Raw genomic sequence first — 25,145 nt, 5'->3', positions numbered from 1 at the left:
AGCGCCGTGAACAACCGTGTCCTATCCCTTGTGCTGAGCAGATTGCTCATCGCCGTGATCACCTTGGTGATCGTTTCCTTCGCCGTCTTCTTCGCGACGACACTCCTGCCGGGAGATACCGCGTCGATCCTGCTCGGCCAGGCCGCCACGCCGGAGGCCGTCGAAGGTCTGCGCCAGGCCATGCATCTCGACGAACCGGCAATCTTCCGCTTCCTGCGCTGGATCGTCGGTTTGCTGCAAGGCGACCTCGGCACATCCTATGCTAACGAGATGCCGGTCGCAGATCTGATTGGCGGGCGCCTTGTTAACACGCTGCAGCTCGCCGGCGTCACCGCCCTCTTCTCCGTGCCGATCGCACTCACGCTCGGCATCACGGCAGCGATGCTGCGCGGCTCGCTCTACGACCGCATCGTCACCGTGTTGACGATCGGCGTCATCTCCGTGCCGGAATTCATGATAGCGACCTCAGCCGTGCTGATCTTCGCCGTCTATCTGAAATGGCTGCCGGCGCTCTCCTTCGCCAATGAGGTGACGTCGCTCACCGATCTTCTGCGCATCTATGCCATGCCGGTGATCACACTCACCTTCGTCATCTCGGCTCAGATGATCCGTATGACGCGCGCGGCAGTGATTGAGACGCTCAACACGCCCTATGTGGAGATGGCGCTGCTCAAGGGCGCCTCCCGGCCGCGCATGGTGTTTCGCCATGCGCTACCAAATGCTCTGGGGCCGATTGTTAATGCGGTCGCGCTTTCGCTCTCCTATCTGCTCGGCGGCGTCATTATCGTCGAGACGATCTTCAATTATCCCGGTATTGCCAAGCTGATGGTCGATGCTGTCTCCACGCGCGATCTGCCGCTGATCCAGAGCTGCGCGATGATCTTCTGTCTCGGCTACCTGCTCCTGATCACGACAGCGGACATCATCGCCATCCTTTCCAATCCGAGGCTACGATGACAATGACCCATTCTGAGACCAAGTCTGCCCGGATTTCCGGAACCCGGCTCGGCTATCGCTTCAATATCGTCGGGATGGTCGGCCTTTCGATCATCCTTTGCTGGGCGCTCGTCGCGATCTTCGCGCCGCTGATCATCCCCTACCCGGTCGGGGAAATCGTTGACCTCGATTACTTCGGCCCGATGAGCCGCGACTTCTGGCTCGGCTCCGATTACCTCGGCCGCGATATGTTTTCGCGGATTCTGATGGGTGCCCGCTACACGGTCGGCATCTCGCTTGCAGCAGTCACCATCGCCTGTTTCACCGGGGTGGTCCTCGGCATGATCGCAGCGGTCGCCGGCGGGTGGCTCGACACGGTCCTGAGCCGCTTCCTCGACGCCCTCAACTCGATCCCGAGCAAGCTCTTCGGCCTCGTGGTGGTCGCCGCCGTCGGCTCGTCCATTCCGGTGCTGATCCTGACGCTGTCGGTGATCTACATCCCAGGCGCCTACCGCTTCGCCCGCGCGCTTGCCGTAAATATCAACGCGATGGATTTCATCACCGTCGCCCGGATCCGCGGCGAGAGCACGCTTTATCTCATCCGCTCGGAAATCCTGCCGAACATCATCGGCCCGGTACTTGCCGACCTCGGCATCCGCTTCGTCTTCATCGTTCTCCTGCTCTCCGGCCTCTCCTTTCTCGGCCTTGGCGTCCAGCCGCCCTATGCCGACTGGGGGGCTCTCGTGCGCGAGAACATCGGCGGCCTTCCCTTTGGCGCACCGGCGGTGATGGCTCCCTCCTTTGCGATCGCCAGCCTCACCATCAGCGTGAACCTGCTGATCGACAACCTGCCGCGTAAGATCCGGGATCGGAGCGAATGATGGGCAATCTCGTAGAAATCCGTGACCTGAAGGTCGAAGCCACCACCGATTCCGGCCGCCGCGTCGAGATCATCAACGGCGTCAGCCTCGACATCGCCGAAGGCGAGATCGTGGCGCTGATCGGCGAAAGCGGCTCGGGCAAGACGACGATAGCGCTGACGCTGATGGGATATGCCCGTCCGGGCTGTCGCGTTGCCGGCGGCAGCGTCTCGGTGGCTGGAAAGGATATGATGACCCTCAGCGAAAAGCAGCGCGCGAGGGTGCGCGGCACCGAAGTCACCTATGTTCCGCAATCCGCCGCCGCCGCATTCAATCCGGCCGCCACGATCATGGACCAGGTGATCGAGGTCACCCGTATCCACGGGCTCATGGCGGCCGACGAGGCGCGCTCCCGCGCCGTCGGCCTATTCCGCGCGCTGTCGCTGCCCGAGCCCGAGACGATCGGAGGCCGCTATCCGCACCAGGTTTCCGGCGGGCAACTGCAGCGTCTTTCCGCGGCCATGGCGCTTATCGGTGGTCCTAAGCTCGTCATCTTCGACGAGCCGACAACGGCGCTCGACGTAACGACGCAGATCGAGGTGCTGCGCGCCTTCAAGTCGGTGATGAAGAAGGGCGGCATTGCCGGCGTCTATGTCTCCCATGACCTCGCGGTGGTCGCCCAGATCGCCGACCGCATCATCGTATTGAAGGGCGGCGAGGTACAGGAGGTCGGCACCACCGAGGAAATCCTCTCGAACGCCAAGCACCCTTACACGCGCGAACTCCTCTCCGCCTTTGAACCAAAGCCCCGGGAGGCTGCCGACACAGCCGAGACCGCCCCGGCTCCGCTTCTGAAGATCGAAAACCTGGTCGCGGGATACGGTCCGTCCCAGAGCGACGGCTTGCCGCTTGTGCGCGCCGTCGAGCATGTCAGTCTCAAGGTGGAGAAAGGGCGCAACCTCGGTATCATCGGCGAGTCCGGTTGCGGCAAGTCGACGCTCGCTCGCACCATCGCCGGCATCTTGCCGGCCGCCGTCGGCAAGATTGTCTTCGACGGCAAGGAACTCGGTCGCAGCGCCCGCGAGCGCTCGCGCGATGAACTACGCGAAATGCAGATCGTCTTCCAATACGCCGATACGGCGCTTAATCCGGCGAAATCCGTCGAGGACATCTTAGCCCGGCCACTTACCTTCTATCACGGGATGAATGCCAAGGCGCGCAACGCACGCATCGACGAGCTGCTCGACATGGTGCGCCTGCCTCGCAACCTCCGTCATCGCCGGCCGGGCGAGCTTTCCGGCGGCCAAAAGCAGCGCGTCAACTTCGCCCGGGCGCTCGCCGCCGATCCGAAGTTGATCCTTTGCGACGAGATTACCTCGGCGCTCGACACGGTGGTCGCCGCCGCCGTCATCGAGCTGCTGAAAGAATTGCAGCGCGAGCTCGGTCTCTCTTACATCTTCATCAGCCACGATCTCTCCGTGGTGGAGGCGATCTGCGACGAAATCGTCGTGATGTATGGCGGCAAAAAGGTTGAGGACATCACTCCGGCCAAGGTCAATGCGCCGCACCACCCTTATTCGCAGTTGCTCTTCTCGTCGGTGCCGAAGCTCGATCCCGCCTGGCTCGATGGCCTCGAGCAGGATCCGGAATTGGTGAGGGCCTATTGCCGACGCTGAGCGGCATTGCTTAGCAGAACGCCCCCTCATCCGGCCTGCCGGCCGCGTTCTCCCCGCAAGCGGGGCGAAGGAGGCTCGCGGCAGCCGCACAAGCAAAACGGAGAGAAGGCTACTGCATGTCTCCTGGACCTCGATTGAAGGACAACGACATGCAGAAATTCAAAGTGCTACACTGCCATTTGCGCGTCTGATAAGACGCGCGGCGCTGCAGGTGAGGAAGCTAAAAACCTACATGCGGAACAGGCTGGTCAGCGGCATGTGCGCCTTGACGATCGGCGACTTCAGCACGACGAAGCTGAAATATTTGTCGATGCCCACGTCCATGTCGGTGAGGCGCTCCATGATCGTCTGATATTCGCCGATCCCGGCCGTGACGAATTTCAGAAGATAGTCGTAGCCGCCGGACACCAGATGGCATTCTATCACCTGATCGACCTTGTCTATCGCCGCCAGGAACCGGGCGAAGTCGATCTGCCGGTGGTTCTTCAGCGTGATCTCGGTGAAGACCGTAAGGGTTTGCCCGAGCTTGCTGACGTTGATCTGCGCCGAGTAGCCCTCGATATAGCCCTCCGACTGCAGCTTCTTGACCCGCATCAGGCAAGGACTCGGCGACAGGTTAACCAATTCGGCGAGTTCCACATTGGTGATGCGGCCATTCTTCTGCAGTTCGTACAGAATCTTGATGTCGATCCGGTCGAGTTTCATGGCGCGCCTTCCCCCTTGCTAAGTGGCCAACGGGACAGCAGATTGTGCTGCGACTTTCCCAGCTATGACCTTAACACACTGGAGAGACGTGTCGATTTCGTTTGGCACAATAGGCCAAAGCAGAAAGGGCGGCATTGCTCCCGCAAGACGGAATCTTGTGCTGCGCGCAGTCGCAGTCCGGCAACGCCGTTGCGCCAAAGCCGCTAGACTGTAGCCGTAACGGAGGTCACGCCATGCCAGCACCGCTGAAACTCATCGACACAACGCCGCAGCTACCCGAAACCGCCGATGCCGTGGTGATCGGCGGCGGCATTGTCGGCGTATTCGCGGCCTATTACCTTGCCCGCCGCGGATTGAAGGTCGCCCTCGTCGAGAAGGGACGGATCGGCGCCGAGCAGTCAAGTCGCAACTGGGGTTGGTGCCGCCAGCAGAACCGTGACGCCCGCGAATTGCCGATGGCGACGAAGAGCCTTGATCTTTGGGAGCGTTTCGCCGCCGAGAGCGGCGAGGACACCGGCTTCCGGCGCTGCGGGTTGTTCTATCTCAGCAATAGCGAAGAGGAATTGGCCGGCTGGGCGCGCTGGCGCGATTTCGCCCTGACCGTCGGCGTCACCACCCACATGCTCGACAGCGCGGAGGCGACCGAGCGCGGCCGGGCAACGGGCAAGCCATGGAAGGGTGGCGTCTTTTCGCCGACCGACGGCACCGCCGATCCGGCAAGCGCGGCACCCGCGGTCGCGCGTGCGATCCTGAAGATTGGCGGCACCGTGCACCAGTCCTGCGCCGCCCGCGGCATAGAGACAGAAGGCGGTCGCCTATCCGGTGTCGTGACCGAGCATGGCACCATCCGCACGAAAACGGCCGTCCTCGCCGGCGGCGCCTGGGCCTCCTCCTTCTGCCGGCAGTTCGGCATCCGCTTTCCCCAGGCGTCGGTCCGCTCGTCGATTCTTGCTGTCTCGCCAGGCGCCATCGGCCTTCCGGATGCATTGCACACGGCCGCCGTTTCGGTGACGCGCCGCCGGGACGGCGGCTACACGCTCGCCATCAGCGGCCGCGGCCGTGTCGATCCTACGCCGCAGCAATTGCGTTTCGCGCCGCAGTTTCTGCCGATGTTCGCTCGGCGCTGGCGCAGCCTTGCACCCGGCGGCCTCGAAGGTTTCCGCTCCGGTCACGAGAGCCTGACTCACTGGAGCCTCGATGCCCCGACGCCAATGGAGCGCATGCGCATCCTTGATCCCGCCGTCGATAAGGACACTATTCGCCTTACCCATTCGCGCGCGCTCGACCTCCTGCCCGACCTTAAGAACACCAGCATCACCGCCGCATGGGCAGGTTATATCGACAGCACGCCGGACGGTGTGCCGGGCATCGGCGAAATCGCCGCCGTACCGGGTTTCATCCTCGCCGCCGGCTTCAGCGGGCACGGCTTCGGTATCGGTCCGGGCGCCGGCCACTTGGTCGCAGACATCGTGACCGGTCACGAGCCGATCGTCGATCCACGCCCCTACCATCCGGATCGCTTCCGAAAATCCGCCTGGGGTCAAGTCGCTGACTTTTAGATCCCCGCATGGGGACCAATCTGGGCAAGCGCCTCTTCCAACATTTTCGCCTAAGCTCGAAAGACGCCTGCCGCAACTCTCTGCCAAAGCCCCTATGCGATACAAAACAACCTGCTTCAGGTCGCGGCGAATGCGGACACTAGTCTCCCCGCTCTCCCACTATGATGATTGCGGTACAGGGTGTTGCCGTGCCGATGCACCCCATGAACCCAAAAATCGAGAGGTCATGCATGAAAACGCTGCTGCTTAAGAAGGATGAAGTACGACGGCTAATCGGCATGACAGAAGTCATCGGCGCGGTGGAAGAGGCATACAAAGCCTTTAACAATCATCAGGTGGAACAACCTGATTATATAGGGATGCATCTCCCGTCGCCTCGTGGGGAAATCGATTTCAAGCTTGGTTACTACAAAGCCAATGAAGTGATCTCCATGAAAGCATCTTCTGGAGGGTTCATTGATAACCCGACAGCCTACGGCGTGCCTAGTGGCATGGGGACCATTCTCCTTTTTGATGCCAGGAGCTGTGCGTTGATTTGCATCATGGATGGAAGCTTGATCACTGGCCTCAGAACGGGGGCGTCTGGAGCAGTCTCCGTCAAAGCCCTGGCGAGAAAGAACGCCAGGACGGTCGCATCGATCGGGACAGGAAATCAGGCAAGAATGCAAGTTCGGGCAGTCAACGAGATCATGAAGATCGAAGAAATCCACGCATGGGACAGTCACCCGGACACGCTTTCCAGATACAAAGCGGAAATCGAAAGCGAATTCGGCATTCCTGTAATCATGGCAAACTCCAAAAAAGAAGCCGTTGAGCAGGCCGATATCTTGATTACGACGACCCGCGGGAAAGGGTCGCTTGTGGAAGCGGATTGGGTGAAGCCCGGTACACATATCGTTGCAATCGGCACGGATCAACGCGGCAAACAGGAGCTGGATCCGGAGCTCTTCAGAAACGCGAAAATCATCGTCGACTCGATCTCGCAATGCTCAGAAAAGGGCGAGACCTGGCACCCGCTGAATAAGAACATCATCACTAAAGACGACATCCATGGCGAAATCGGCGAGGTATTGCTGGGAAGGAAGCCGGGACGAGAAAGTGATGACGAAATCACGATTTTCGATTCCACGGGGATGGCCATACAAGACAATACGACAGCCAGCAAAATCTATCAGAACGCAATAGCCAATAACGTCGGCACCTTCTTTCATTTTTTTGAGTGATGACTATGCGCAACTACCCCACCATTCAGGACATTCGGGAAGCCCGGGAACGGCTGAAACCGCACGTCAGGCACACGCCGTTATTGCGTGCAGAAAAAATAGAGAAAGCCGCTGGTTGTCAGCTGTATCTCAAACCGGAAACCCTGCAGATTACTGGCGCCTTCAAGATCCGCGGCGCACTGAACAAGGCTCTCTCGCTCTCGAGAGAAGAGATCGCAAACGGCATTATTGCGACGTCGTCGGGCAACCATGCCCAAGGGCTTGCTTATGCCGCCAGGATGTTGGGCGTAAAAGCAATATTGGTGCTTCCGGTCACCGCGCCCAAAATCAAGATCGAAAATACAAAAGCCCTCGGGGCAGACGTCATTCTTTTCGATGGCGACACCGCCGCCAGATGGAAAAGGGTGTACGAGATCGCGGAAGAAAACAAATACGTGGCTGTTCACGCATTTGAGGACCCCATCGTGATGGCCGGTCAGGGAACGATCGGGTGTGAAATACTGCAGGACCTGGACGATGTAGATACGGTCATCGTTCCCGTGGGCGGCGGAGGCTTAATCTCGGGAATTGCTACCGCCATCAAAGAAACGAAACCATCAGTGCGCGTTATCGGGGCAGAGCCTGCCTTGACACCGAAGTATTTTCACAGCCGGATAAACAAGGAGCCCACATCGCTTCCCTTGAAGAACACTATTGCGGATGGCTTGCGGATAAGCGTTCCGGGTCAAAACCCGTATCCGATTGTCGAAAAGTATGTGGACGAGATTATTCTTGTTGAAGACGAGCACATCATCGCCGGTATGCGTGCTCTTGCCAAGGATGCGAAACTGATCGCTGAACCAGCCGCCTCGATTGGCGTCGGAGCACTGTTGGCGGGCACCATAGACGTCAAGCCCGATGAAAAAGTCTGTGCGGTGTTGTCTGGCGGGAACTGGGATCTACGCGATCTTGCCGAGATATACAATGTAGCGGGGTAATCAGTCGCAGCTTCGGTCAGTTCACCACCCCGATCGCAGTTGAACGTCTGAGATCCGCATCGCCAAGCAAGAATCTGCCGCTCCGGAATGCGGCCCGAACACGCCGTTCGGCGACCTGCTTGGCGACGACCGCTTGTCACCCTTTTGCGACGGTGAAAGGGAGGATCCGACCCGATTCGGACCTTAGCATCCTGACATGCAAGGTGCGCTTCGAGCCAGAGCGGACGCTTGGGCACTAGACTAGCACGAGGCTGCCACGGCCACGCCCATCAGCCGATGGCCGTGAGCCGATGGCTGCTTTTCAAGCATGCCCTTAGCGGCGTTCGATGCCCTTTGCCGCCAAGGTGCCATCGACCTCAGCCGACACCAGAAACTCCGACAGTTGTTTGGCAGCTTTTGTGTCCTTTGGATTGGCACTGATGCCAATGGCGAGGTCGATGTAACTTTGGAGTTCCGCCGGAAACCGACCGACAAGCATGACATCGGGGAATCGATCAGACGACGCTGCAATCGAGGTCAACCGAAGGCATCCGAGTGGAAGTGATGCAGGTCAGCCTTGCCAAGGATCAACAATGACGACGCCAGTGCCTTCGAAGTCCCTGATGCTTCGCGTCACGACGATCATGTCGTGGACGAGAGCCGTGGCCGCAATCAGCGCGTCGGCCTCAAGAACGCAACCGAGCCTCGTGTGTGGCGTCCCGGCGTTGCACCCCAAATACACCGCGCTCCAGTTCAAGAATCGTGATTGCCGAAAGGAAGAAGCGCGTCGCATCTTCCGCTCCGACCCACGCCACTACATTGGCGTCGGCTTTGCCGTCGCCGACCTTGCGCAGTTCGGAGACGACGTTCGTATCCAGCAGGTATCTCAAGACAAGTCCACTTCGCGCGGCCTGATTTCAACGCGGTGCGGCTCGAAACCCCTAACATGCAGATGATGGCTGGGCGTGCCGGTCGCGATCACTTCGGATGGCGCGGCTCCGAGCCGTCATTTCGATATGCTCCAGATTGCACGAATCGCTCAATCCACCCAGCACCTCCCGCATAATCACGACCGCTACATCCTCCCGCCGGGCAAAGTCTTCGAGATGATCATGCGGCCGCACGATCGGCATGGATCACGAGATAGGTTCGCTCGAGGTGGACAGAAGGCGGATATCGCCATCATCGAAGCGCAAGCCGCATCTGATGCCCAACCGGATGCCGGTTCACCGGCTGATCCATCAGGTTCTCGGCAGTGATGTCGACACGGTGATCGTCGAAGGCAGGATTCTCATGGAGGAAGGCACGGTACTGACCACCGACATGTATGAAGCGCCGGTTTTCGGGGAAGCCGAAGCAAAGGCGCTCGTGGAACGGGCCGGTTTGCACGCCCATATGCACGATCCCGGTTGGGGACGATTACACCGCACATTCCAGAGACCTATTCCGCTACCCGCCGTCCCGGACTGTTGACTTCACCCCAGATCCCGGCCAGCAGGCAGAGGTCGAAGCTCGATCCCGATGACCGTCAGAACGAAGGAAAACTCACAGATCTATCAGAGGTGCACCAATGCGGAACGTGAGCGCCACGGCTGATACGACAACCGAATTGCCCATTACGGTCATAAGTCGCCAATGAAGCAGCAGATCACCGCTTGGACGCTCAGCAGCGCCTTGGCTAAATCCAAAAATTGTCGGGACTGCCGAGTAGGAGGCTTTTTCAGCCTCGAAAGTAGATTTCTGTTGCGCGAAACCGACCATCCATTCGCTTGCATTGAATAATGACGTCGATCGAGACCCTCAACAATCTGTCGATGTCTTCCCGATCCAAATTGCGGCCCCCTTCGGACTCCTTCACAAGAAGCGTCAACTGTTGGAAGGCGAGCTTGGCGGAGTCGGCATGCACGGTGGTGATCGATCCGGGGTGGCCGGAGTTGACGTTGCGGACGTAGTAGAATGCCGTGCCATCACGGAGTTCCTGCAGCAGAATGCGGTCCGGCCGCATCCGGAGGCATGATTCCAACAGTTGTTTGGGTCCGGCACGCGAAAGTCCCTGGGCGCCTTTCGAATAGAAGAGGCGCACGTGGTTGGGCTGCGGAATAACGAGTTCAGGAGTGTCTTCGATCGAAATGATCCGCTCATGCACCGGAATGTGCTTGATCAGCGCTTTCGAGAGTGTCGTCTTGGCCGATCCGGTTGCGCCAGAGATGATAATGTTTTTCCGTGAAATGACGGCTTCCCGCAGAAAATCCTTATAGCGACCGGCCTGGTACAGCGCCAGCAAACCCTGATCCGTCGTCGAACTGTCTTCGTTGGTTGTCCGGGTCTCGGAGAAAAACTCGCTTTGCTCAAGATCATCGAGCGTGAACGTAACCGAGGAGGGCTTTCGGATGGTGACGCTGACCGTGTTCCTGGTCGTAGCGGGCGGAATGACGATCTGGATCCGTTCGTCCCCCGGCAGGGTCGCCGACAGGATCGGCCGCGTTTCGTCGATGGATTGATGGGAGAAACTGGCCACGGCCCGGGCAAAGCGCATAAGCTTTTCGAAAGTAAGCTCCGGCAGATCATGAGTCCGCCAACCATCGGCGCCTTCTGTCAGCACCTGCCCGGGCCGATTGACGATCACTTCGTAAAGCGACGGGTCATCCAGGTACGGCGCGAACGGAGAGAGCAACTCACGAACGACTGTCGCGTCAGGACCTTCGGTCATCACGCCTACCCTACTTCGTCACGAGCGTTGACCGCGGGCTGAAGTCCCCCAGCACGGCCCGGTCCAGGATCTTGTTCCTCGGCTCGCTCACCCGCAATCCATAGACACCGGAAAAGTCCAGATCCCGCGCCACGAAGATCGAGACGAGTTCACCCTGATGTTTGTTGAGCGTCGGAGGGATGTTGATCGATTGCTCGACCGCGATGGCGGCCGCTTGCTGACCGGCGCTCGTCGTATTCTGCGCATCGACGTCGCTGTCCTGAAGGCGGCTGCTGGCATAGCTTGTGGCATCGCCGACGATCGAGAGAAGAAGCGCACTTCCAAACCGCTCCCACCAGTGGGTGTCGACATAGCCGTCGACGCCGGCGCGGCCGAGCGCATCTGTCGCCGGCGACGCCAATGTGACGATGACGCCATTCGGGGTTTTCGCGCGGTTCCAGAGCACGAACAGGCGCTTCTGCCCTCGCTGTAGGCCGCCGCGGTACTCGCCGACGACCTGGGTGCCTTTCTCCATCAGCACGACCCGGCCATTGTCCGAAAGGACATCCCGGTTGATCACGCAGCTTGTAAAGCCGGGCTGATCAGATGCCATGGCAGTTTCGAGAACACAGGGTATCGAGGTTCCCATTGCAACGATGAAGTTCCGGTTGCCGAGCGTGCCGGCGCGCGAGCCCTCAAGCCTGGTCGGCCGTAGCAATCCGTTGAATCGCTGTTCATCGGCATTGGCCGTGTTCTGGTCCATCATGTTTCCATCGAGCGGCAGGAAATTGCTGTCCGTCGATATGGTAGGATCCGCGGTATCCCGGCGCGACGTCGCGTTTCTCTGTCCGCCGCTATAGGCCATGACGGGCGCCCGCCGCGCCGAGTCGAGCAGTGGATCTTCCGCCTTCACCTCTTCTGCCACGACGGGGGTCGGCAGCTTCACTTCCGGTTCGGCCTGGACCGGCTCCGCTTGTTCCTCGGCCGGCTCGAAGTTCGTCGTCTGCCGGATGACCACCCGCTCCGGCTGGACGTTTTCTTGCTGGGTACTTTCGCCGCTCATCGACCACAGGGCAAAGGCGACAAAGGCAACAACGGCCAGCGCTACCGCCCCGCGCTTCAGGACTGGATTGTTGTCGATCCGTCTGGCCGCGACGGTTTCGGCTCGCTCACCCGGAATTCGGCTTTCGTCTTCCTGAATCATGACAATTCCCTACTGTGCCGTGACTTCGGTCTTCACGATGCGCTCGACCGACGGCGAGGTCGTATTGGTATCCGGATTGATGCCGACCCGGTCATAGGCTTCGTTGAAGACGCAGAGCACTTCCCCTCCTCTCCGAAGAATGAACTTGCGGCTGATCGCGTGAACCAGGACGAGGTTGCCGTCGACAGCCTTGGGCACCAGGCTTTCGCTTCCGTCCGAATTCTCGATATAGATGGCAGGCATCTCCTGGTTGCCGACGAAGGCGAAGGTCGTGACCTTGCCATTGTCGTAGACTGATTGCGGTTCCAGCGCCTGTGCGCCTTGTGCGGAGTAACGCCAGTTCCGCGGCCCATAGGCGTCATGAATGGCCAACACGTTGTCGGCCTCCTTCGCCTGCGCGGCGATCGCTCGCGCCGCCGCATCCTGTCGTCGTCGTTCGGCTTCGTCGGCCGGATATCGGTACTTGACGTAGAAGTAGGTGTTCTGACCGACCTCCACCTTCCCATCCCGCACCGTCAATTCCATCTGGTAGCTTCGGGTCGATCCGTCGCGCCGGGTGGTGACGACAGAGATATTGGTGACCGGCTGATTTTCTCGCGGTTTGAGAAACAGGATGTTGCCCGCCGGCGCGACTTCCCAGGCCACACTGTTGCCGAGCGCGACATGGGCGATCTCTTCGTCGGCCGCAAATTCCACCTGCACCGAAGAGCGCAGCGAGCCGATGATGCGGGTGATGTTGTAGGGCTGGTAGTCGACGAAACGGACACGACTGTCCTGTGAAGCGCCGCGCGGAATTTCGAGGGCAAGCGCCGTGGAGGCGGAGGCCGTAAGGAGGAGGGTGGCGACGAAAATAGTCCGCATCAGTTGATGGCCTCCGGATCGGCCCGGTATTCGCTGACTGCAAAACCGAGGGGATTCACCAGCCGATCCGTCGACGACATCGGCGCGTTGGCATAGGAGAAGGTGAGCGTCGCAACCCAATGGGTTGCCCGGACTTCTTCTCCGCGGGTGACCGTGCGCATGTAGCGGACGGATACGACATGCGGATTGATCAGCGAGATCGAGGCGATGCTGATGCGCGCGGTGGCGCTGCGTCCATAGGTGTTCTGCGGCGACTCCGGATTGCTGCCGCGATAGATCGCCGAAAACCGGGCCTGCTCCGGTTGCGTCGATAGCAAGGCGACGGTGCGGAAATTCTCCTCCGCCTCGCTCCAGACGTAACCTTCGCGGGCCCGGACGTATTTCGCGGCAAAGTATTTGGTGACCGCCTCGTCATAGGTGCCGGCGGTCGACGTCAGCGCCGAGACGACATCGACGATGCCCGTCGAATTGTCGACCCGCACGACAAACGGCTCGACCGTTTTGAGCGGCGTGAGGCCGGCGACGGCGAAGATCGACGCACCGGCAAGGATACCGGCAAACATGGCCACGGACCAGGCGATGCGTGCCGAGCGTTCGACCTGGATCATGCGATCCTGATCGAAGCGCCGAGCCTTCTCGAAATATGACTTGAGTTCGTCGCCGGAGACCATGGCGTCAGTCCTCGCAACGACGATAGGAGGCATCGCTGTCGAGATGGGCAAAGGCGGAAGGTTCCCTGCCCTCTTTGACGTAAGCCATGGCGACGGACTGAGAAGCCGCCGGTCGCGCATCGGACTGTTTCTGTTTGAGGTTGCTATTGTCCTCCCACTGCCACATCGAGCGATTGAGAGCCCGGCGGGAATAGCCGTCGCATTTCGGGAGAGGATCGGTCAGTGAAGCGCAACCGCTTAGGGCGACCGCCACGCAAAGCAGCGGAAGTGTTTTGATCATTCCTGAAGAGCCTTTTTTCTTGTTCGTGCGAAAAGCGTCATGATCCGGAGCCTTTCGAGCTGAAGGTTCGACCAACGGCGCGGACACCGCGGCCGGCGGCACGGAAGCCGAGTGAGGTGGCCCGGGCGAGCGTGCTCTCATGCACTTCACGCGCCGCACCATAACCGTAGGTCAAGGACGCGCCGCCGGCGGCAAGCGCCGAGGCGATGCTGGGAAGCTGGTAGAAGACGTAGAGAGCGGCGAAGCAGATGGCGCCAAGCGCGATCGGCCGCATCAGCACATCGCTATACCCCTCGATTGCTGAAAAGGTCGTGTCGACTGAGGTGATCAGCAGTGAGCCGACGGCGACGACGAGGACCTGGAGGATCACGAAGTTCGCAAGCTGCCCGATCCAGGCTTCTGTGAAGCGCCGCGTCGACTGGAACATGGCGAGCGCCACGAAAATCGGCCCGATCGCGAGCACGATTGCAAGCGCCAGCCTGGCATAGAGCGAGACGATGTAGCCTATGGCGGCGACAATGAAGCTTGCGCCGATCACGAGCATGCCGCTGGTGCCGCTGACGATGTCGATAGGCCAGGAGGCGCGCGCCCAGATCTCTTTGGCACACTGTTGCCCCTTGTCGAGCAGGCTGTCGAAGGTCGAGGCGCTCGGTGCCGTGCCGGTGTTCAGCGCCTGCGAGATTTCGCGTGGGAGCACCTCGAAGAAGATGTTAGTGACATAGGTCTGATATTCGCTGGCGTTCTTTACCAGCATCACGATGATGGCGAGCTTGATCGCGCGGAAGGCGAAATCGAGGACCGGTTCCTGAACTGAACCGCGGAGAACGAGATAGCCATAGAGCACCACGTAAAGGGTGACCGCCGCCGTCAGGGGCCCCGAGGCCCACTCGGCAATGTTCGACGTTCCCGAGGAGATGAAGTTCTCAAGTGGTGCCTTGAACTGCCCGTCGACAAAGGCGAAGACTTGATACACGGTTTTGACTCCGAGCGCTTTTTACATTCGTTCAAGGCGGGTCCTGAAATCTGCGGCCGCAGCGTTTTGGCAACTTGGAGTGTTGCCCAATTCACCCGGATTGCGGCGGCATTTGCCGATCACGTCGGCAAGCAGCGCTTTGTCGGCCATCAGTTCATCGACGGTATAGACGCGCTCGGTTTCCTGCGAGCAAGCGGCCAGAACGACGAGAAAAACAGAAAGAAACCGCAGCCTCATTGCAGTGCGGCTCCCATGGCGTCCATGCGCTGGCGCCAGTCCTCGGCCTTGCGTTGCTCATCGACCTGAGCCTGCGCCTGCTGCACCATGCGCAAGCCTTCCATGCGCAACACATCGGTCTGAAGGAAGGCCTGTTCGGCCTGAAGCCGCGCCTGCAGGTCGGCGATGTCCTTGGCGTCGCTTGCCGTCGAGATTTTCTCGCGCAGCTGGTCGATACCATCGATGCGCTTGGTCGCGGCATCATAAATCTGCTGGCCGAGGCTCATCTGACCGGCGTTCTTGTTCTGGATGCGCGAAAGCTCCTGCGCGTAGAAGTCGTCGGCATCGGTTCGATAGCTCGAATTGCCCTCGAGGAACCTAGAGGCCGAGTCAGCGAACGCACCGCTGCCATTGCCCTTGAATAGGCCTTCGATCGCGCTGAAGTCCGCCGGCAGCGCTTTGCGGACGGCCGGATCGTTCAACACGCTGGCAACATCCGCCATGTCGGTCAGTTTGTTGAGCGAACCGTAGAGCTGCTGTGCCTGCTCGATCTGCTGATTGAGTGCATCGAGTTGGGCTTTCAGCTGCGCGATGCTCTCGATCTGCTTGGCGATCGCCGTCTGGTCGATCACCGGGATCCCCTGCCCTGCCGCACCGTTGGCGGAAAGGATGAGCGCAACGGCAATCGCCGCACTATGAAGTCGGTCGGAACCCATCAGCTCGCACTCCTTCTTTGCTGGAAAATCGGAAGCCAATCCTCAAGCTGGTTGCCAACTTCAGCGCGCACCGCATCGGCAAGTTCGACATTAGCGGTCCGGCCGGAGAGGACGGCGAGTTCGTCATCGAAGCCGTTGAGGTCCAATTCGGCGACGACGCTGTTATGTCCCTGCTTCAACACGAACCTTCGGCTCTCGACCGAGAGCTCGCGTGCGACCAGCTCGAACTCGCGCTCCGTCAGCTTGAAGCCATCGACATAGTCCGCATGGTTGCCGCGGGCGTTCGGCAGGAAGATCTGCGTCGGGCATTGCTCGATGATGGTGTGGGCGATCGGCGAGACGATTGCATCTCGTGGGCTCTGCGTCGCAAAGAGCATGAGTCCATTCTGCTTGCGGATCGTCTTGAGCTTGTTCTGGGCGAGGTCCCGGAACCCTTCGTCCTGGAGCGCCTTCCAGAACTCATCGATAACGATGATGATCCGCCGGCCGTCGATCAATTGTTCGACCCGATGGAAGAGGTAGGCCATCAGCGGGGTCCGGATTTCCTCATTGTCGAGGAAGTCGGTCATGTCGTAGCCGACGAACTTGCCGCCGACGCTGAATTCGCCGAAACCGATATCCTCGATGACGTTGTCAAAGACCCAACCGAGCGGCCCTCCCCTTTCCCACCGCCGCAGCCTTGCCGCGAGGCCTTCCGGGTCGGTGTTGTCGAGAAAGGTCCTGAGCGCGCCGATCGTGCGACCCTCCACCGGCAGGTCGGCCAGGCCGTCGATGGCGGCGGCGATGTCGCGGAGTTCGGTCACGCTCAGGTCCCGCGTTGCCGAGCCGACAAGCTTGCCGATCCAGCGCGTGAGGAAGACCTTGTTCTCTGGCGTCAGGTCGAGCGCCATCAGGGGAGCGCAGCCGGTCGGGATGCCGTTCTTGAGGGGAAAGTAAGTGCCGCCGGCGGCGCGCACATAGAGATCGGCCCCCCTGTCCTTGTCGAAGAACACTACATGAGGGTCGTGCTTCTCGAGCTGCGACAACATGAAATTCAAAAGCACGGTCTTGCCGGCGCCGGACGGCCCGCAGACGAAGGTGTTGCCGAGATCGCCGTAATGGAAATTGAAGTAGTAGGGTGACCCGGACGCCGTCTTGAGTAGGGCGACGGCAGTCCCCCACTCATTGCCGTCCTTCTGGCCGATTGGATAGGAGTGGAAGGGCGACAAGGCGGCGAAGTTCCGCGACGTGATCGCGCCGGACCGGGCCCGATAGCGGAAGTTCCCGGGCAGCTGCGCCCACCAGGCCGCCTCAAGGCCAAGATCCTCACGGGCGACGACTGCGCCGCCGCTGGTCAGGCCGGCGCGTGCTTTGGCGAGATTGTCGGTCAGTTCCTTCACTGAGGGGGCAAAGACGGAAAGCGTCAGGTGGTGCTCGCCGAGCACGAACCGGTTGGACTCCAGATCGTCCATCGCCCCATCAAGCTCCTCGATTTGCGAGGCCGCCTTGTCGCCGCTGCTGACCATCTGGTTCTGCTTGCGGCCCATGATGACGCGGGCGTCCGCCTTCGAGACGAAGGAGAAGGATTGCGCCAGGATGAGCTCGAATGGACTGGTGAGTACGCCGTCGAGCATGCCGGGCTTGGTGCAGGCGGGATATTCCTTGAAGCTCAGCATGCCGGCATAGCGGCTGGTCGCCTCGTGCCGGATTTCGATCGTTTCGCGACCGACGATGACACGATCGGAGTAGATCGCCGACGCAATGCGGCCCTCGGTCAGGGGGATCGGCTCGCGTCGTCCGCCGACGAACTGATGCAGCACTTCGCTCGGCTCCGAGAACATGAGGCCGTCATGCTCGTAGAGGGACAGCACGCGCGGCTCGAAGCGTTTCAACGCCGCCGTGACATCAACGACCTTATCCCGAAGCTGCTTGAGGGCCTCCTCATCGAGTTCGACCCTGGCGCGGCGGGCACGACGCAGGCGCGCCAACAGCTTTGCCGCCTTGTCCGCCGGATCGCGCGCCGGAGACCAGAGGAGCGTCAGATAGAGGTCGTTGCGGAATAAGTCCTCGCCCACCATGCGCGTGCGGTACTTGTCGTTGAGCGCCGCCGAGAACGGTGTGGCGAACGTGCCCTCCGGATAGCTGTTGTCGCGACGGCGGATGAGATGGGTCCACAAGGCAAGCCGCTCGTCGGCGATGTTTCGATAGAGGGTGTTGAGGTCGCGATGGAGGGCATTCAGGTCGAGAACATCCGCGGTCTCGAAGGAGACGCCTTCGAGCGCGATCATCACCATCAGCGCCCGGGAATCGAGCGCGATCGTCGACTCGTCGACATGGCGGACATACGGGATGAAGGTCTCCGGACCAAGTTCGCGAGATCTGAGTATGGTCAGGCTAGGCAAATCCGAGGTCCCTTTCGTCGTATTTGCGGGCGAGCCTCAGTGGTGCAAGCGTCGCCCCGCCCCAATAGGCGCTGTTGCGCGACCGGCCCCGTGTCTCCACCCAGGCCAGCAAGATGCGGAACATGTTGTGGTCGTGTTTGACGAGCGCGCGGAAAATGAGGTGAAAGACGACGCCGCCGAGCGCGTAAGCGATCGAGCCGGCGACGATGTAAAGAATGGTGGTCAGCATGATATTCATGGCCATGGCTTCCATCGTCACGCCGGCGATCATTGCCGGGCGGGTGCAGGCAATAAACAGCGAGTCTTCCTCGAGGATCTGCCGCGAACTCGCCATGACATCAGCTTCCGACGATGGTGTTGACGAGTTCGGTGGCACCGAAGATGCCGCCGATGCCGATGATCCAGAACCCTGCCCGTCTCAGATCCATGTAGCCGAACATCCAGGCAATGCAGATCACGATCACCGCGATCACGGCCAGCAGCTTGGCGATGTTGCCGGTCAGCATGTCGACGATGTTCTGCAGCACGGTCTCGATGCCAGCGGCCTGCGCGAAGGCGGGCTCGACCATGGTGGCCACGATGGCGACAGCCATCACGGTGGAAGCGGCGATCGGACGGATACGGAAACTGAAGGTCATTCACTCTGCTCCATTTGACTGTTCTGAAACACCAGGACGGAAGATCTCCGTCGCGAACTGAAAACATCCCAGGACGGCGTCGGGGCGGATTCCGCCTGGAATTCGTCCCTGCGGGCAGTGACAGCCACATCGGTAGGAGGCGCATTGTTGGCTCCCCTCCCCTGCCCGCCATCGCTGATCGTGAGAGCCGAGAGCGTCTTGCCGAGCCGCCTCGCTTCCTCGCGGACCTGATCGTCGTACTGGACCATGGCGCCCATGGAGGGATCATCTCGGCCGTAGTAGGATTGCAGCATTACTTGTTCGGCCCGGTTCGGATCCGCGCCGGCCTTCGCAGCGAGCCGGTAATACCCGTCGAGCAGCGTCGCGGTGGCCTGAAGGTTGAGGCACGGATCAAACGCGTCGGAGATCGAGAGCTTCAGCTTCCGGAGTTCTTCCATGCCAATACCGCCGAGACCGAGCTGGATGTCCTGCCGCTCGGCCACCAGCGACGTGGTGATCTCGATCGCTTCCGCCTTGGTCGTGGGCTGCTCCGAAAGTGGGGCGCCGCTGTTGATCCGGATGGCCAACGGCTCGAACCTACTTTCAAGACTGACGACGCCAGCGAGTGTCTCGGCCGCAACTATGGGTGCGCACGTTTGCGCCAGATCGAGGAACGCAACGGGCATGGCTCAGTACCACACCCGTTGTTTGCCGACGCCGTCGATGGTCACGTCGACATAATGGGGTTGCTGGCGGACGTTCGGCCGCGTTGTCACATAGCGTTGGCACTTTATGCGGCCTTCGCTGCGGCGCCAAACGGCGGAGGTGCTCCGATCATTATCGGAGTAGCACTCAAGACTTGAGACGGTTTGTGGCGTGGTTGAGATGCAACTCGCCTCGCGCCCGCGATCTCCATACCGCGTCGTCAGGCGATAGCCGCCGTTGCAGTAATAGGGCTCGTATCCGGGGCGCGAGGCCTGGAACCCAACACCGCTGCAGGTCGGGAAAGAGTGTCCATTTGCAAGCTCGCGCCAGAGCTTCTCGATCGGGGGCCGGCACTCGGCATATTGCGTTGCACTGCCGGGATTGGAAAGGCACAAGATAACCTGGCATCCCCAGTTGTCGGCTTGCACATAACTCACTGAAATGAGGTATAAGGGCACGGTACCGGCGATCGCGAGGAACAACCCAAGCAGAAGGTTCTTCATGAGCAACACCCTCCAAATCCGAAGCGGCGTTCGATGTCGTTGTCATCGTCCCATGCCGCTCGACATATACAGACTTATATTATGCAGTTAAAAAGATGACAAGAGCCCTCAACGCCCAGTGGCACAACCTTGCCTTTTCGGCCTTCATTTTCCGTGAAATTCTCGATAATCCCATGGAGGATGAGACCCCCCAGTCGCGACTGAAGCAGATCGGCATGATGAGCATTCTTTACATCATGCACCAGGGGCACCAGGCCCTAACTATTTCAAATATAACGGAAACCACGAAACTTACGCGCACAGGCGTCGCCGAGACCATCGATCCTTTGGTCAAGCGTGGACTTCTGACCGAGACATTCGTGAAGAATTCTATGGGCCGCGGCAAGGCACGCCAATTCGAGATTTCGCCGGAAATTTTTGAGAGGATTCGCAGCTTTCAAGGTGCCTGACGTTCGCGCTGAGCAATCAGTTGGCGAGTCAAATCTAAGAAAATGAGTTAGTTTAACTACCGCGGTACGGTTCGGCCATCACGCCATACGCAGAAAACGGCTCATCTCCAGCGGGACTCAGATGGCAGACGGCACCGGCTATGAACCCGATCGAGCTCCACAACGGTGAGATCAAATGGCGCCGAGGCTATCGGCATCTTGCCCAACCACGATGCAATCGTCCGCTTCGTCGGCGCGTTGCTGCTCGAGCGAAACGACGAATGGTCGGCAAACTTTGCCACAGGCCTCTGATTATAAGCCAGTTCTCCGACATCACGGTGTTTCAGGAGCTTCGCCTCCAGGCACTCGCCAGTAACTCACTTGGCTTCAAATGAGCTTGAGCTTCGTCGCCAGTGCCGTCGCCTGTGGCAGCGTGCCGGCATTGAGCGCCCTGCGAGCGTTGTTCATGTGGAAATTCACATTCGCGTAGGTCATGTTCTCGATGGTGGCGATTGCCCTCATGGATTTACCCTCGGAAGACCACTTAAGCATCAACGCCTGTTTGGCGGTCATGCGGACGCTCGGTTTTGCCGTGGGTTCAATTTCCGCCTGCTCGATCCGCACATGGAGCTGCGCGACCGCCGTCGCGGCCGCGACCGGATCGATATCTCGATTCAGCGAAAGGGACGGCTTGTGCGAGGCAACGGTCAGCATCGCCATGCGCCGGAATGCAGTCGCCACCGGTATTGTGATGCCCGAGCGGATACCGAAGCCAGCAGCGTCCAGATAGAACCGCCGAACGCGTCGCGACCTGACCGTCCTCGTGTTTTCTGAAGACCAGGTGAATGTCTTCATCGTGGACTTGGCGATCTGGACGACGGGATCGATCTCATTCAGGCCCTTCGAGAAATACCGATCCTGCCATTCGGGAGGATAATTCGACACAGCGAATGTTCCGACCGGCTGAAGATTGAGATAGGCGTAATATTCGAAGCCGAGTTCCCCCGCGAGCTCGGTGAGTGCTTCATTGAACATCTCCCTGGTGCGCGCTACCGCCGTAACATCGATTAGCTTCTGAAACCAAATCTCCACCTTCTAATCCCCTCTCGACTGCCTACTCTCCATGCGCCGACCGATGGCGCTTCTTGCCGGTCCTTTCAGAATGCCCGCCAGAGGGTTGGCGCGGCCGCCAGACCGATGTAAGCGAGCGGCCGATTTCCACGAACTCTTCACGGTTCGCAGTGGGGTCTTCCTTGTTCCAGGCGAGCCCCATGCCGATCGTAAAATCCACTCCCTCCACTTCCCGAAGGCGAAACGACCGATGCGGCAAATCCTTCGTCCATTCCGGAACGAAACCGACCCCAATCCCGGCGGCAACGAGCGAAACCAGGGAGAGCGTATCGTCGCAGCTGTAGGCGACCTGATCGAGAAGGCCATGCTTTCTGAACTGCTCGAAGAAGTACTTTTCCGTGTAAGATAGATTCGAGCGGGAAAAGGAGATAATCCGCTCCCGTTTCAGATCGCTTAATGTGACGGTTTCCGCCATCTCCAGCGGGCTGCCAAGCGGCACTGCCAGAAGATATCGTTCGTTGGCGATGCTTTGCCAGCGGAGTGAGCCGATATTTTCGACCGGCCGGATGAAGCCGAGGTTGATGCGGCCCTTCTCCAGATCGCGGATGATTGCATCGGTCGAGCCACTGCTGATGTGAATCTGAACGTCCGGAAATCGCTTGCCGAGCTTGCTTAGAAAGAGCGGCAAGACACCGAAGGTCGCAGGGTAAATGGTACCGATCGTGATCCGATCGACATCCTTGCCCGCAACGGCCCGGACGACGGCGGAACTGTTTTCGATGTCCCTGAGAACACGGATACACCGCTCATAGAAAACTTCGCCGGCCTTGGTCAATTGAACGCGACGGGTAGAGCGGGTGAGAAGCTGGACGCCGAGCTCCCTTTCCAGCGTCTGGATCTGCACGCTGAGGGCGGGCTGCGCCATGGCCAGCGTCGCCGCGGCGCGGCCGAAATGAAGTTCCTCGGCCAGCGTCGCAAAGCATCTCATCTGACGGACTTCCATTCCCCCGTCCCCTCCATCTGCGCAGGTTCTTCCGCAAGGCGCAGATCATCTATTAATCGTCACTTTAGATCAATCTATTATTTTTTGATAATCCAAAACCCATGAATTCCGGCAGTAGACGGCGAATCGTCTTTGCCCTATCGGTTGAGCATGAAAACGAGCCTCGAACACCTGCCGGAGAAGAAGCAGCGCGAGCTTGCCCGCGTCGTCGAGATCATCCACGAGGAGTTCGCCGATGCACTTGAGGGAAGCTCGGCCGGCTTCAAGAAGCGCGGGCGGATCCTGAAAATTATCCTGTTCGGCTCCTATGCCCGCGGTACGTTTGTCGACGAACCGCACACGATGAAGGGCTACCGTTCCGACTACGACATCCTTGTGATCGTCAATTCGAAGAAGCTCGCCGAACCCGAGTACTGGGACAAGGCGACCGACCGGCTGCTGTGGGACAAGGGCGTCTCGACGCCGGTTGGACTGATCGTCCATGGCGCTCGCGAGGTGAACAACTTCCTGGCCGACGGGCAATATTTCTTTGTCGACATCCTACACGAGGGCATCGTGCTCTATGAGCTCGACGGCCGGCCGCTGGCCGAGCCGAAACGGCTTGCGCCCGCCGATGCGCTCAGGGTGGCGAGGGAGCATTTTGAAAGGCAGGGCCAGAGTGCTGCGGAGTTTCGGCAGCTTGCTCATTACGCCATTCAAAATGATTGGAGGAGCCGGGCGGCCTTTGTTCTCCATCAAGCCGTAGAGGCGGCCTATTCAACCGTTCTGCTGACTCTTACCAACTACAGCCCACCGTCGCACAACCTCAAATTCCTGCGCGGGCTGGCGGAGGACCAGGACCGCCGGCTGGTGGATGTTTGGCCGCGTGACCAGCACCGCTTTACTGCTTGGTACAACATTCTCAATGAAGCCTATGTGAAGGCGCGCTATTCGAAACACTTCGAGATCACCGAGGAGGCGCTCGCCTGGCTGCTCGAGCGGACCGAGCATCTCCACGGTCTCGTCGAGGCGATCTGCAAGGAGCGGCTGACGGAATTGGAGCGGGCTCTCGACGCATAGCGGGCCGCGACAATCTGTTGATGCCCCAGATTGCAGCTAACTCAGGCGACCCGTTCGCATTCATCCAAGCGGACAGCACATCGTCACCACCGGCTCGAACCTGATGATCCGCCGATCATTCGCGTACCTGGCGTGCGGCGGGATTGACAGGTCACCTTGAATTTCCTGGGCATAATGCCGTCGGAGAATTTTGACTTCACCTACAGCGGGAAATCATTTAGGATTCAACCTAATCGACATGAGTGGTACGTGTGCTTCCGGACGACGCGATCTTCGCTGTGAGACCGTCCGGCCACATTTTCCCCCGCGCCGGACTCTCGAAGGAGAGTCGCCATGTCGAAACCGTTGAAGAATGTCCCGGAGCCGTCAATCCAGGCGGATGCGCAACATGACGTCGCGGTGGCGGCGGCTGTGGAACTCGCGATGGAGTTTTATGGCTGCGACGCCGTAACGGCCGCGGCAATGCGCGCGGTCGAGGCTAGGGACCTTGATCGCCAAAGCCATTACCGGTTCTGGCTGTATGTCTTCAAATCCCTGAAATCCAATCCAAGCCTGATCAACGAAATCTGTCAGCCGGGGTGACGAAGTGGCCGCCGCCTATGGATTGGCGGCCCGCACAAGCCGATCGTGCGGGCCCATGCCGTCGGAACCGCTCAAGACAGAGTCCGACGCAGATCGTCCGCCGGCCGACCTTATAGGCAACGCAATTAATATGGTTTCCGTATCAATATCGCGAAATCAATATTGGAGATCGTGGGACGGGCCGGCGCAATGTCACCAAACCGACAACACAAACAAGGGGATCGTCATGAGGTTTTCTGCGCTGTGCGCAAGTGCGCTCGTAACAATGGGCCTGGCCGCGAGCGGCCACGCCGAAACGCTCATCGTCAACAGTTATGGCGGACCCTACGAAACGATCATCCGGGAGCGGATCATCGAGCCTTTCGAGGCCAAATTCGGCATCGACGTTGTCTATGACGCCGTTGGTTCGGCCTCCCAAGACTATGCCAAGATAAAGGCCACCAATGGGCGCCCCGGCTTCGATGTGGTCGTGATGACCGCATCCCAGTCGCTCGAGGGATGCAAAGAAGGCCTGCTGGAGGAATTCTCACCAGAGGAAGTTCCCAATCTTGTGCATCTGTCATCGGTGATCGCCGGCGTCGCCGGCCCCTGCGGCGCGGTTCACGAAGTGCAATATCTCTCGCTACTCTACCGAAAGGACAAGCTGCCGGAGCAGCCTAATTCCTGGAACGCGCTCTTGGACGATCGCCTCGAGGGCAAGATCATCCTGCCTACCTTCCAGAACGTCATGGCTGCCTACCTGATGGAGATCTTCTCGGTCGCCCACGGTGGCGATCTGCTCGATAACGTCGACCCCGGCTTTGCCGCTATGGCCAAACTCGCCGGACAATCGATCGGCTTTGAGCAGTCGTCATCCGTCATGGAGACGTACATCAAGGGCGGCGAAGTCTGGGCCATGCCCTTTTGGAACGGGCGCGCGCAACTGCTCGTCGATAGCGGCCTGCCGGTCGACTATGTCCTGCCGAAGGAAGGCTCGATTCCTTTAGTCGCAACCCTGAACGTGCCGAAGCATGCCGCAAACCGCGAGGCAGCCCTCAGGTTCGTCAACTTCTTTCTCGAAAAGGCCAGCCAGGAGGCATGGGTCACCGGGTATAAGGTCGGCAGCGTACGGACCGACATCGACGTGCCGGACGATATCCGTGCCAGACAAATCACCACCGAGGCGGATCTGAAGGCGCTTCTGCTGCCTGACCTCGCCGCAGTTGCGTCACGGCTTTCCGCCTGGGGCGAACGGTGGGAACGTGACGTCGTCGCGGTGGCCAAGTGAGGTG

The 25,145-nt window shown here is 59.8% G+C and carries 27 protein-coding genes and 3 pseudogenes; 12 read left to right on the top strand and 18 right to left on the bottom strand.

Going from position 1 to position 25,145, the window contains the following annotated elements; all coding sequences use genetic code 11:
• Positions 1 to 6: 6 nt before the first annotated feature.
• From GHK62_RS08070 to GHK62_RS08060, 3 genes are read left to right on the top strand one after another with little or no spacing between them, the layout of a single operon-like run.
• Positions 7 to 957, top strand: a complete 951-nt coding sequence (locus tag GHK62_RS08070; RefSeq protein WP_184108700.1) for an ABC transporter permease — start codon at positions 7 to 9, stop codon at positions 955 to 957.
• A complete protein-coding gene (locus GHK62_RS08065) occupies positions 954 to 1,817 on the top strand; it encodes an ABC transporter permease (protein ID WP_153437918.1) in 864 nt (287 codons plus the stop codon). The genes GHK62_RS08070 and GHK62_RS08065 overlap by 4 nt, the downstream gene beginning before the upstream one ends.
• The gene (locus GHK62_RS08060; protein ID WP_153437916.1) at positions 1,817 to 3,472 is read left to right on the top strand and encodes an ABC transporter ATP-binding protein; all 1,656 of its coding nucleotides are present in this window, start codon (positions 1,817 to 1,819) and stop codon (positions 3,470 to 3,472) included. Before GHK62_RS08065 ends, GHK62_RS08060 begins: the two co-directional genes overlap by 1 nt.
• Before the next feature lie 228 nt (positions 3,473 to 3,700).
• Here GHK62_RS08060 and GHK62_RS08055 read toward each other — a convergent pair whose 3' ends face one another.
• Entirely contained in the window at positions 3,701 to 4,177 is a 477-nt protein-coding gene (locus tag GHK62_RS08055; RefSeq protein ID WP_136508554.1) for an Lrp/AsnC family transcriptional regulator, read from the bottom strand.
• Positions 4,178 to 4,410: 233 nt separating this feature from the next.
• Here GHK62_RS08055 and GHK62_RS08050 point away from each other — a divergent pair, with 233 nt between their 5' ends.
• The 3 genes from GHK62_RS08050 to GHK62_RS08035 all read left to right on the top strand — a co-directional run bounded on the left by GHK62_RS08050 (position 4,411) and on the right by GHK62_RS08035 (position 7,936).
• Positions 4,411 to 5,736, top strand: a complete 1,326-nt coding sequence (locus GHK62_RS08050; RefSeq protein WP_153437914.1) for an NAD(P)/FAD-dependent oxidoreductase — start codon at positions 4,411 to 4,413, stop codon at positions 5,734 to 5,736.
• A gap of 230 nt (positions 5,737 to 5,966) precedes the next feature.
• The gene (locus GHK62_RS08040) at positions 5,967 to 6,959 is read left to right on the top strand and encodes an ornithine cyclodeaminase family protein (protein ID WP_153437912.1); all 993 of its coding nucleotides are present in this window, start codon (positions 5,967 to 5,969) and stop codon (positions 6,957 to 6,959) included.
• Positions 6,959 to 7,936 carry a threonine/serine dehydratase family protein gene (locus tag GHK62_RS08035; protein ID WP_184108702.1) on the top strand — a complete coding sequence of 326 codons (978 nt, stop codon included), beginning with the start codon at positions 6,959 to 6,961 and terminating at the stop codon, positions 7,934 to 7,936. Before GHK62_RS08040 ends, GHK62_RS08035 begins: the two co-directional genes overlap by 1 nt.
• Positions 7,937 to 8,249: 313 nt before the next feature.
• On the opposite strand, the pseudogene GHK62_RS08030 reads toward GHK62_RS08035, so the two are convergent.
• A pseudogene (locus GHK62_RS08030) lies at positions 8,250 to 8,471 on the bottom strand (molybdate ABC transporter substrate-binding protein); the annotation flags it as partial.
• A gap of 15 nt (positions 8,472 to 8,486) precedes the next feature.
• Positions 8,487 to 8,805: pseudogene (locus tag GHK62_RS08025) on the bottom strand (PIN domain-containing protein).
• Between the two features lie 47 nt (positions 8,806 to 8,852).
• Between GHK62_RS08025 and GHK62_RS08020 the strand changes: the two are divergent.
• Positions 8,853 to 9,388 (top strand): annotated as a pseudogene (locus GHK62_RS08020) (amidohydrolase family protein); the annotation flags it as partial.
• 247 nt (positions 9,389 to 9,635) lie between these two features.
• Here the strand turns inward: GHK62_RS08020 and virB11 are convergent.
• From virB11 to GHK62_RS07955, 13 genes are read right to left on the bottom strand one after another with little or no spacing between them, the layout of a single operon-like run.
• Positions 9,636 to 10,625 carry a P-type DNA transfer ATPase VirB11 gene (gene virB11 / locus GHK62_RS08015; protein WP_153438030.1) on the bottom strand — a complete coding sequence of 330 codons (990 nt, stop codon included), beginning with the start codon at positions 10,623 to 10,625 and terminating at the stop codon, positions 9,636 to 9,638.
• A 10-nt stretch (positions 10,626 to 10,635) separates the two neighbouring features.
• Positions 10,636 to 11,808, bottom strand: coding sequence for a type IV secretion system protein VirB10 (gene virB10, locus GHK62_RS08010; protein ID WP_153437909.1), 1,173 nt, complete (start codon positions 11,806 to 11,808; stop codon positions 10,636 to 10,638).
• Between the two features lie 9 nt (positions 11,809 to 11,817).
• Positions 11,818 to 12,669, bottom strand: a complete 852-nt coding sequence (gene virB9, locus GHK62_RS08005) for a P-type conjugative transfer protein VirB9 (protein ID WP_153437907.1) — start codon at positions 12,667 to 12,669, stop codon at positions 11,818 to 11,820.
• Entirely contained in the window at positions 12,669 to 13,340 is a 672-nt protein-coding gene (locus GHK62_RS08000) for a VirB8 family type IV secretion system protein (RefSeq protein ID WP_153437905.1), read from the bottom strand. The genes virB9 and GHK62_RS08000 overlap by 1 nt, the downstream gene beginning before the upstream one ends.
• 4 nt (positions 13,341 to 13,344) lie before the next feature.
• On the bottom strand, positions 13,345 to 13,620 hold the full coding sequence (locus GHK62_RS07995; protein ID WP_153437903.1) for a hypothetical protein: 276 nt from the start codon (positions 13,618 to 13,620) through the stop codon (positions 13,345 to 13,347).
• Between the two features lie 37 nt (positions 13,621 to 13,657).
• Positions 13,658 to 14,593, bottom strand: a complete 936-nt coding sequence (locus tag GHK62_RS07990) for a TrbL/VirB6 family protein (protein WP_184108706.1) — start codon at positions 14,591 to 14,593, stop codon at positions 13,658 to 13,660.
• A gap of 21 nt (positions 14,594 to 14,614) precedes the next feature.
• Entirely contained in the window at positions 14,615 to 14,830 is a 216-nt protein-coding gene (locus tag GHK62_RS07985; protein WP_153437901.1) for an EexN family lipoprotein, read from the bottom strand.
• On the bottom strand, positions 14,827 to 15,525 hold the full coding sequence (gene virB5, locus GHK62_RS07980; RefSeq protein WP_153437899.1) for a P-type DNA transfer protein VirB5: 699 nt from the start codon (positions 15,523 to 15,525) through the stop codon (positions 14,827 to 14,829). The genes GHK62_RS07985 and virB5 overlap by 4 nt, the downstream gene beginning before the upstream one ends.
• Positions 15,525 to 17,906 (bottom strand): VirB4 family type IV secretion/conjugal transfer ATPase, encoded by a 2,382-nt coding sequence (locus GHK62_RS07975; RefSeq protein ID WP_153437883.1) that lies wholly within the window; start codon positions 17,904 to 17,906, stop codon positions 15,525 to 15,527. Before GHK62_RS07975 ends, virB5 begins: the two co-directional genes overlap by 1 nt.
• Positions 17,899 to 18,240, bottom strand: a complete 342-nt coding sequence (locus tag GHK62_RS07970; protein WP_153437881.1) for a VirB3 family type IV secretion system protein — start codon at positions 18,238 to 18,240, stop codon at positions 17,899 to 17,901. Before GHK62_RS07970 ends, GHK62_RS07975 begins: the two co-directional genes overlap by 8 nt.
• Positions 18,241 to 18,244: 4 nt before the next feature.
• Entirely contained in the window at positions 18,245 to 18,544 is a 300-nt protein-coding gene (locus GHK62_RS07965; RefSeq protein WP_153437879.1) for a TrbC/VirB2 family protein, read from the bottom strand.
• Positions 18,541 to 19,209, bottom strand: coding sequence for a lytic transglycosylase domain-containing protein (locus GHK62_RS07960; RefSeq protein ID WP_153437877.1), 669 nt, complete (start codon positions 19,207 to 19,209; stop codon positions 18,541 to 18,543). Before GHK62_RS07960 ends, GHK62_RS07965 begins: the two co-directional genes overlap by 4 nt.
• Positions 19,210 to 19,212: 3 nt before the next feature.
• Positions 19,213 to 19,731: a hypothetical protein gene (locus GHK62_RS07955; protein ID WP_153437875.1), complete on the bottom strand. Its 519-nt coding sequence runs from the start codon at positions 19,729 to 19,731 to the stop codon at positions 19,213 to 19,215.
• Positions 19,732 to 19,826: 95 nt separating this feature from the next.
• On the opposite strand from GHK62_RS07955, the gene GHK62_RS07950 reads away from it, so the two are divergent.
• Positions 19,827 to 20,180, top strand: a complete 354-nt coding sequence (locus tag GHK62_RS07950) for a helix-turn-helix domain-containing protein (protein WP_153437873.1) — start codon at positions 19,827 to 19,829, stop codon at positions 20,178 to 20,180.
• A 165-nt stretch (positions 20,181 to 20,345) separates the two neighbouring features.
• On the top strand, positions 20,346 to 20,471 hold the full coding sequence (locus tag GHK62_RS07945; protein WP_380786211.1) for a hypothetical protein: 126 nt from the start codon (positions 20,346 to 20,348) through the stop codon (positions 20,469 to 20,471).
• 75 nt (positions 20,472 to 20,546) lie between these two features.
• On the opposite strand, the gene traR is transcribed toward GHK62_RS07945, so the two are convergent.
• Complete coding sequence (gene traR / locus GHK62_RS07940) at positions 20,547 to 21,251, bottom strand: autoinducer-binding transcriptional regulator TraR (RefSeq protein ID WP_283065524.1); 705 nt, start codon at positions 21,249 to 21,251, stop codon at positions 20,547 to 20,549.
• Between the two features lie 22 nt (positions 21,252 to 21,273).
• On the bottom strand, positions 21,274 to 22,233 hold the full coding sequence (locus GHK62_RS07935) for a LysR family transcriptional regulator (protein ID WP_153437871.1): 960 nt from the start codon (positions 22,231 to 22,233) through the stop codon (positions 21,274 to 21,276).
• Between the two features lie 150 nt (positions 22,234 to 22,383).
• Here GHK62_RS07935 and GHK62_RS07930 point away from each other — a divergent pair, with 150 nt between their 5' ends.
• The 3 genes from GHK62_RS07930 to GHK62_RS07920 all read left to right on the top strand — a co-directional run bounded on the left by GHK62_RS07930 (position 22,384) and on the right by GHK62_RS07920 (position 25,141).
• A complete protein-coding gene (locus GHK62_RS07930) occupies positions 22,384 to 23,292 on the top strand; it encodes a nucleotidyltransferase and HEPN domain-containing protein (protein ID WP_153437869.1) in 909 nt (302 codons plus the stop codon).
• Positions 23,293 to 23,625: 333 nt separating this feature from the next.
• Positions 23,626 to 23,874, top strand: coding sequence for a hypothetical protein (locus GHK62_RS07925; protein ID WP_153437867.1), 249 nt, complete (start codon positions 23,626 to 23,628; stop codon positions 23,872 to 23,874).
• A gap of 226 nt (positions 23,875 to 24,100) precedes the next feature.
• Positions 24,101 to 25,141: an ABC transporter substrate-binding protein gene (locus GHK62_RS07920; protein WP_153437865.1), complete on the top strand. Its 1,041-nt coding sequence runs from the start codon at positions 24,101 to 24,103 to the stop codon at positions 25,139 to 25,141.
• Positions 25,142 to 25,145: the final 4 nt, after the last annotated feature.

The sequence above is a fragment of the Sinorhizobium terangae genome, from assembly GCF_009601505.1.
GTDB classification, from domain to species: Bacteria; Pseudomonadota; Alphaproteobacteria; order Rhizobiales; family Rhizobiaceae; genus Sinorhizobium; species Sinorhizobium terangae.
The sequence above is the reverse complement of the archived record's forward strand: the minus strand, read 5'-3'. Positions and strand labels throughout refer to the sequence as shown.

What these genes read in the sequence shown, in the direction of transcription:
- virB11 (WP_153438030.1), bottom strand. Translation starts at nt 10,625, where the DNA reads ATGACCGAAGGTCCTGACGCGACAGTCGTTCGTGAGTTGCTCTCTCCG.
- GHK62_RS07960 (WP_153437877.1), bottom strand. Translation starts at nt 19,209, where the DNA reads ATGCCCGTTGCGTTCCTCGATCTGGCGCAAACGTGCGCACCCATAGTT.
- GHK62_RS07935 (WP_153437871.1), bottom strand. Translation starts at nt 22,233, where the DNA reads ATGGAAGTCCGTCAGATGAGATGCTTTGCGACGCTGGCCGAGGAACTT.
- virB10 (WP_153437909.1), bottom strand. Translation starts at nt 11,808, where the DNA reads ATGATTCAGGAAGACGAAAGCCGAATTCCGGGTGAGCGAGCCGAAACC.
- GHK62_RS08065 (WP_153437918.1), top strand. Translation starts at nt 954, where the DNA reads ATGACAATGACCCATTCTGAGACCAAGTCTGCCCGGATTTCCGGAACC.
- GHK62_RS08040 (WP_153437912.1), top strand. Translation starts at nt 5,967, where the DNA reads ATGAAAACGCTGCTGCTTAAGAAGGATGAAGTACGACGGCTAATCGGC.
- GHK62_RS08050 (WP_153437914.1), top strand. Translation starts at nt 4,411, where the DNA reads ATGCCAGCACCGCTGAAACTCATCGACACAACGCCGCAGCTACCCGAA.
- GHK62_RS07985 (WP_153437901.1), bottom strand. Translation starts at nt 14,830, where the DNA reads ATGAGGCTGCGGTTTCTTTCTGTTTTTCTCGTCGTTCTGGCCGCTTGC.
- GHK62_RS07920 (WP_153437865.1), top strand. Translation starts at nt 24,101, where the DNA reads ATGAGGTTTTCTGCGCTGTGCGCAAGTGCGCTCGTAACAATGGGCCTG.
- GHK62_RS07965 (WP_153437879.1), bottom strand. Translation starts at nt 18,544, where the DNA reads ATGACCTTCAGTTTCCGTATCCGTCCGATCGCCGCTTCCACCGTGATG.
- GHK62_RS07950 (WP_153437873.1), top strand. Translation starts at nt 19,827, where the DNA reads ATGACAAGAGCCCTCAACGCCCAGTGGCACAACCTTGCCTTTTCGGCC.
- virB9 (WP_153437907.1), bottom strand. Translation starts at nt 12,669, where the DNA reads ATGCGGACTATTTTCGTCGCCACCCTCCTCCTTACGGCCTCCGCCTCC.
- GHK62_RS07995 (WP_153437903.1), bottom strand. Translation starts at nt 13,620, where the DNA reads ATGATCAAAACACTTCCGCTGCTTTGCGTGGCGGTCGCCCTAAGCGGT.
- GHK62_RS08000 (WP_153437905.1), bottom strand. Translation starts at nt 13,340, where the DNA reads ATGGTCTCCGGCGACGAACTCAAGTCATATTTCGAGAAGGCTCGGCGC.
- GHK62_RS08060 (WP_153437916.1), top strand. Translation starts at nt 1,817, where the DNA reads ATGGGCAATCTCGTAGAAATCCGTGACCTGAAGGTCGAAGCCACCACC.
- GHK62_RS07930 (WP_153437869.1), top strand. Translation starts at nt 22,384, where the DNA reads ATGAAAACGAGCCTCGAACACCTGCCGGAGAAGAAGCAGCGCGAGCTT.
- GHK62_RS08035 (WP_184108702.1), top strand. Translation starts at nt 6,959, where the DNA reads ATGACTATGCGCAACTACCCCACCATTCAGGACATTCGGGAAGCCCGG.
- GHK62_RS08055 (WP_136508554.1), bottom strand. Translation starts at nt 4,177, where the DNA reads ATGAAACTCGACCGGATCGACATCAAGATTCTGTACGAACTGCAGAAG.
- virB5 (WP_153437899.1), bottom strand. Translation starts at nt 15,525, where the DNA reads ATGGGTTCCGACCGACTTCATAGTGCGGCGATTGCCGTTGCGCTCATC.
- GHK62_RS07925 (WP_153437867.1), top strand. Translation starts at nt 23,626, where the DNA reads ATGTCGAAACCGTTGAAGAATGTCCCGGAGCCGTCAATCCAGGCGGAT.
- GHK62_RS07955 (WP_153437875.1), bottom strand. Translation starts at nt 19,731, where the DNA reads ATGAAGAACCTTCTGCTTGGGTTGTTCCTCGCGATCGCCGGTACCGTG.
- GHK62_RS07970 (WP_153437881.1), bottom strand. Translation starts at nt 18,240, where the DNA reads ATGGCGAGTTCGCGGCAGATCCTCGAGGAAGACTCGCTGTTTATTGCC.